General features: G+C 72.9%; 8 protein-coding genes and 1 pseudogene. All 9 read right to left on the bottom strand.

What is annotated here, in order from left to right; translation table 11 throughout:
• Nucleotides 1-329, bottom strand: a pseudogene (locus tag EF918_RS32385) (hypothetical protein); the annotation flags it as partial.
• Nucleotides 330-371: 42 nt separating this feature from the next.
• A complete protein-coding gene (locus EF918_RS32380; protein WP_125652481.1) occupies nt 372-1,259 on the bottom strand; it encodes an SDR family oxidoreductase in 888 nt (295 codons plus the stop codon).
• Nucleotides 1,256-1,951 carry an alpha/beta fold hydrolase gene (locus tag EF918_RS32375; RefSeq protein ID WP_312847887.1) on the bottom strand — a complete coding sequence of 232 codons (696 nt, stop codon included), beginning with the start codon at nt 1,949-1,951 and terminating at the stop codon, nt 1,256-1,258. The genes EF918_RS32380 and EF918_RS32375 overlap by 4 nt, the downstream gene beginning before the upstream one ends.
• A 119-nt stretch (nt 1,952-2,070) precedes the next feature.
• Nucleotides 2,071-2,286, bottom strand: a complete 216-nt coding sequence (locus EF918_RS32370; RefSeq protein ID WP_125652479.1) for an MbtH family protein — start codon at nt 2,284-2,286, stop codon at nt 2,071-2,073.
• A gap of 58 nt (nt 2,287-2,344) precedes the next feature.
• A complete protein-coding gene (locus EF918_RS32365; RefSeq protein WP_125652478.1) occupies nt 2,345-2,965 on the bottom strand; it encodes a 2-hydroxychromene-2-carboxylate isomerase in 621 nt (206 codons plus the stop codon).
• A 50-nt stretch (nt 2,966-3,015) separates the two neighbouring features.
• Nucleotides 3,016-3,762 carry a 3-oxoacyl-[acyl-carrier-protein] reductase gene (fabG, locus tag EF918_RS32360; protein ID WP_125652477.1) on the bottom strand — a complete coding sequence of 249 codons (747 nt, stop codon included), beginning with the start codon at nt 3,760-3,762 and terminating at the stop codon, nt 3,016-3,018.
• A 14-nt stretch (nt 3,763-3,776) separates the two neighbouring features.
• Entirely contained in the window at nt 3,777-4,256 is a 480-nt protein-coding gene (locus EF918_RS32355) for a 3-hydroxyacyl-ACP dehydratase FabZ family protein (protein ID WP_125652476.1), read from the bottom strand.
• The gene (locus tag EF918_RS32350; protein ID WP_125652475.1) at nt 4,253-4,657 is read right to left on the bottom strand and encodes a 3-hydroxyacyl-ACP dehydratase FabZ family protein; all 405 of its coding nucleotides are present in this window, start codon (nt 4,655-4,657) and stop codon (nt 4,253-4,255) included. Before EF918_RS32350 ends, EF918_RS32355 begins: the two co-directional genes overlap by 4 nt.
• Nucleotides 4,657-4,946: acyl carrier protein (locus tag EF918_RS32345; RefSeq protein ID WP_312847886.1), on the bottom strand; the 290-nt coding region annotated here is incomplete at its 5' end. The genes EF918_RS32350 and EF918_RS32345, both read right to left, overlap by 1 nt.

The following is a 4,946-nucleotide window of genomic DNA, read 5'->3' as shown; positions in this document are numbered from 1 at the left end:
GTGCAGGCGAGGGGGGCGGGGTCGAGGCGGAGGGTGTGGCGGGCGACCAGGACGAGATCGGCGTCGCCGCCCCGGTGGTGCAGCAGGACGGCGCGCAGCGGCAGACCCGCCGTGCGCAGCGGACGTTCGGCCTCCCGCCGCACCCGGGCCGCGGCGGCCGGGTCCTCGGCGGCGTACGGCAGCCGTTCCTGCCACAGCCGCAGGTGCTCGGCGCCGTCGAAGGCGCCGGCCGCGCCGGAGCGCAGCCGGCGCTGAAGTTCCCCGGCATCGACAGGGCCCGGCATCCGGACCACCAGGCTGTGGCAGGACGCGGCCTGACTTCTCGACATGGTCGGACTCCTGTACGTACGGAAGAAGTGGGGGAGGCGGCGTCAGCGGGCGCTGAACCCGCCGTCGACGGTGAGCGTGGTACCGGTGACCTGGCGGGAGTCGTCCCCGGCCAGCCACAGGGCGGCTCCGGCGATGTCCGGCGGCTCGATGAGGGCGTTCATCGGCTGCGACTGGACGAATATCTCCTCGTGCTCGGCGACGTCGACGTCGAGGGAGCGGGCGATCTCGGCGAGCATGCGGCCCTCGTGCAGCGGGTCGTCGCGCACCGAGCCGGGGCACAGGGCGTTGACCCGGACCCGGAAGGGGGCGTAGTCGAGGGCGGCGGCCTTGGTCAGACCGATCAGGCCGTGCTTGGCGGCGACGTAGCCGGCGAAATGGCGGTAGCCGACCAGTCCCGCGGTCGAGGCGACGTTGACGACGCTGCCGGAGCGCTGCTCGACCATGGCGGGCAGCACCGCCTTCATCATGCGCCAGGCGCCGGTGAGGTCGATGCCGACCATCAGCTCCCACTCGTCCTCGGCGATCTCGTGGACGGCCTTTCCGGACGGGGCGGCGATGCCGGCGTTGTTGACCAGGACGTCGATGGTGCCGAAACGTTCCAGCGCCTGGTCGGCCACGGCGGCCACGGCAGCGGGATCCCGGACGTCGGCCGCGACGGTGTGCACGCCGACGCCCTCGGCCCGGCAGAGCTGCGCGGTGTGCTCCAGCTGGCTGCGCGAGCCCAGCGGGTAGGGCACGCCGGCCACGTCGCCGGCCACGTCGACCAGGACGAGGTCGGCGCCCTCGGCCGCGAACCGGACGGCGCAGGACCGGCCCAGGCCGCGCGCGGCGCCGGTGACCACGGCCGTGCGGCCGGTGAGCCTGCCGGAGCCGGCGGCCGGGTGACCGGCGACGGTGGTGGCCGGGAGGCCGGCCGAGGCGGTGGTCATGACGCCGGCACCGCGGTGATCGCGTCGATCAGCGGCAGCGGGGACGCGGTGAGGTACATGTGGCCGCCGGCCGGCTCCACCAGGCGGAAGGCCCCCGTGGTGGCCTGCCGCCACTGCTCGGCCTCCTCGCGGGTCACCAGGGTGTCCTCGGTGCCGCGCAGCGAGGTGATCGGGGTGTGCAGCGGCTCGTCGGAGGCGGGCCGGTAGCCCTCGTGCATCTCCACGTCCGCCCGCAGGATCGGCAGCAGCAGCTCGCGCATGTCCGGGTCGGCCAGCGCGTCGTGCTCGTACCCGGCGAACTCCTGCACCCGGGCGAGGAACGCGTCGTCGTCCAGGCCCGTCGCACGCCGGGCGCGGCCGGTCCAGGGGCCGGGGGACCCGCTCACGTACAGGTGGGTGAGCTCCACCGACGGGTCCCGCTCCAGACGCCGCGCGAGCTCGAAGGCGAGGACGGCGCCCAGGCTGTGCCCGAACAGGGCCATGGGGCGTCCCTCGGCCAGCTCGGCGATGCGCGGGGCGAGGGCGTCGGCGGCGGCGATCGCGTCACGGAACGGCTCGTCGAGGAAGAGCTCCTCACGGCCGGGGAGCTGGACCGGGACCACGCGCGGCGCGTGCGCGGGCAGGTCTTTCCAGGCGCGGTAGAAACCGGCGCCGCCTCCCGCGAACGGAAGGCACATCAGGGAGTGGGTCATGAGCGGCATCGCTTTCTGGGAAGCTGCGTGGGAGCCACGCTGTCATCGGGCCCGGACATGGACAACGGGCGTTGCAGATTGCTGCCAACGCCCGTCGCCCGGCCGCCCGGCGGGGGACGTCAGGCAGCGTCCATGGCGACGGCCAGCGACTTCGGCCGCATGTCGGTCCAGTTCTCGTTGATGTGGTCCAGGCACGCCTGGCGGGTGTCCTCGCCGTACGCCACGGTCCAGCCGGCCGGGACCTCGGCGAAGGCGGGCCACAGGGAGTGCTGGTTCTCCTCGTTGACGAGGACCAGGTAGCGGGCGTCGTCGTTCTCGAACGGGTTGGTGGCCATGGCCGGTACTTCCTCCGGTGCAGTCGGGTCGGGTGGGCGGAAAAGGCGGTGGCGCGGCTCAGGCGGCGCGGGCGGAGAGCTGCTCCACGAACGCGGGGAGCCGGTCGACGCCCCAGTACTTGTCGAAGCCGGTGATGAAGAAGGGCACCCCGAAGACCCCGTCGCGGTGCAGGGAGTTCAGGGCCTGCAGTCCGAGGTCACGGATCTGCGGGTCCTCGTGGGCCGTGGCCAGCACCTCGGGGTCCAGGCCGAGCGTCTCACCGATCTTGCGCATGGTGTCGGGGTCGGAGATGTCCTCGCCGAGCTCCCAGCGGGCCCGGTAGGTCTGCGCGATGAACTCCCGGCCCGCGCCGAGCCGCTCGGCGGCCAGGTACGCCAGGTGGGAGACCTCCCACCTGGGGGCGGGGTCCACCGGCCAGACCATGTCCAGGCCTCGGGCCTGGGCCAGGCGGCGTACGTCCTGGAGGATGTAGAGGTGCTTCTCCTTGGACATGGGGACGTACGGCAGCGTGATGTTGCTGCGCTCCAGCTCGTCCAGGGCCGGCTCGTCCGGCTCCCAGAACGGCAGCCATTCGATCCGCTCGGCCACGTCCGGGTGGTGCTCGAGCAGGTCCCGGTAGGCCATCCAGGAGTAGGGGCTGCGGAAGGAGAAGTACCAGCGCGGTCCGCGTCGTGCCATGGCCGCCTCCAGCGGTCGTCGTGCGGGTGGTCCGTACGGTTGCGGGTGGTTCAGATGGTGATGCCGCCGTCGATCTGCAGGACGGCGCCGGTGATGTACGAGGCCTTGTCGGAGACCAGGTAGGCGACCAGGTCGGCGACCTCCTCCGCGGTGCCCATGCGGCGCAGCGGGATCGAGCCCAGGGCCTCCTTGCGGGCCTTGTCGTTCATCGCGGCGACCATGTCGGTCTCGATGAAGCCGGGGGCGACCGCGTTGACCCGGATGCCGGCGCGGCCGGTCTCCTTGGCCAGGGCGCGGGAGAAGCCGATGATCCCGGCCTTGGAGGCGGAGTAGTTGGTCTGGGTGCCGTGGCCGTAGACCCCGGCGACCGAGGAGATGTTGACGATCGCGCCGGCGCGGCGCTTCATCATCCCGAAGACCACCGCGCGGCAGACGTGGTAGACGCCGTCCAGGTTGGTGTCGAGGACCTGGCGCCACTGCTCGTCCTCCATGAGGACCAGCGGGTTGTCGCGGGTGATCCCGGCGGCGGTGACGGCGGCGTCGATCGGGCCGAGCTGTTCCTCGGTGGCCTCGATCCAGGCGCGTACGGCGGGTCCGTCGGCGACGTCCACGCGGGTGCCGACGACCTGGACGCCGAACTCCTGGCCGGTCTTCTCCAGGGTGCGGGCCGCGCCGTCGTCGGAGCGGTAGCAGAAGGCGACGTCGAAGCCGTCGCGGGCCAGGGCCCGCACGGTGGCCCGGCCGATGCCGCGGGAGCCGCCGGTGACCAGGGCCACCCGTTTGGTCGTGTCTGACATGGGGTTTCGTCTCCTCAGGCGGTGGCGGGGCGCAGCGCCGCCGCCGGGCGGAAGGCCATGACGATCCGGCCGACGGTCATCACCGTCTCGCCGGCCGAACGGGTCTCGCCCTCGAACAGCAGGGTGTCGTCGACCTTGCGGTCCAGGCGCACCCGGTGCTCCAGGACCTCGCCGGGCAGGACGGGCCGGTGGAACTCGACGCCGGTCATGGCGCCGAAGAGCATCACCTGGCCCTCCAGCACGTCCGGGTTGGGGTCGTCCCAGGTGGCCAGGACCCCGGCGGACTGGCACCAGGACTCCACGAGCAGCGACTCGGGGTAGGCGAAGTCCTCGGCGGGGCTGTCCGCGCCGAGCCGCTCGTACCAGGGCTCGTTGCAGGTGACCGCCTTGAGGGCGATCAGGTGCTCGCCGGGGACGAGGTCGACGACGCGGTCCACCAGGAGCATGGGGAAGCGGTGGGGCAGCCGGGCCCTGATCTCGCGCTGGCCGATCATGCCGCCGCCTCCCCGGCCCCGGCGGGGGCGGCGTAGCGCAGCCGTACGCCGGCCGCGGCGCCCCGCCCGGTGGAGAGCTTGGCCCGCACCTGCCAGTCGCCGGCCGGGGTCCGCTTCCACGCCATGGCGATGTCCACCTGGTCGCCGGGGAAGACCGGCCCGGTGAACCGGGTGGACTCCACGGCCGCCAGCCGGCTGCCCTTGGCGCCCTCGGGCAGGGTGGCCTCGGCGCCCTGCCGGGCGCACTCCACCAGGCAGACCCCGGGGAAGATGGGGAAGCCCGGGTAGTGGCCGGGCAGCACGGTCTCGGTGTCGGCCACCGTGAACCGGGCCGCGGTGTCCAGTTCGCCCTCGGCGGGCAGCACCTCGATCGCGGCGCGCAGGGGGCTCGCGGCGGGCATCAGGCCGCCCGCGCCGCGGCGATCCGGTCGCCGAGCAGGTCGTAGGCGCTCTGCAGGGTGACGATGTGCTTCAGCTCGGACTCGGCCAGCTTGATGCCGTACTTCTTCTCCAGCACCACCACGACCTCCAGGGCCATCAGCGAGTCGACCTCCAGGTCGTCGACGAACTTCACGTCGTCGCCCACCTCGGCCACGTCGACGTCCAGCACCTGGGCGACGACGGCGCGCAGTTCTTCCTTGTCCAGCACGGTGTTCGGTGTCCTTTCGGGGAGGGCGGGCGGGCCTAGCG

The sequence above is a fragment of the Streptomyces sp. WAC06614 genome (assembly GCF_003949795.1).
Lineage (GTDB): Bacteria > Actinomycetota > Actinomycetes > Streptomycetales > Streptomycetaceae > Streptomyces.
This window is presented reverse-complemented; position numbering and strand designations above follow the sequence as displayed.

What these genes read in the sequence shown, in the direction of transcription:
- EF918_RS32365 (WP_125652478.1), bottom strand. Translation starts at nt 2,965, where the DNA reads ATGGCACGACGCGGACCGCGCTGGTACTTCTCCTTCCGCAGCCCCTAC.
- EF918_RS32370 (WP_125652479.1), bottom strand. Translation starts at nt 2,286, where the DNA reads ATGGCCACCAACCCGTTCGAGAACGACGACGCCCGCTACCTGGTCCTC.
- EF918_RS32350 (WP_125652475.1), bottom strand. Translation starts at nt 4,657, where the DNA reads ATGCCCGCCGCGAGCCCCCTGCGCGCCGCGATCGAGGTGCTGCCCGCC.
- fabG (WP_125652477.1), bottom strand. Translation starts at nt 3,762, where the DNA reads ATGTCAGACACGACCAAACGGGTGGCCCTGGTCACCGGCGGCTCCCGC.
- EF918_RS32380 (WP_125652481.1), bottom strand. Translation starts at nt 1,259, where the DNA reads ATGACCACCGCCTCGGCCGGCCTCCCGGCCACCACCGTCGCCGGTCAC.
- EF918_RS32355 (WP_125652476.1), bottom strand. Translation starts at nt 4,256, where the DNA reads ATGATCGGCCAGCGCGAGATCAGGGCCCGGCTGCCCCACCGCTTCCCC.
- EF918_RS32375 (WP_312847887.1), bottom strand. Translation starts at nt 1,951, where the DNA reads ATGACCCACTCCCTGATGTGCCTTCCGTTCGCGGGAGGCGGCGCCGGT.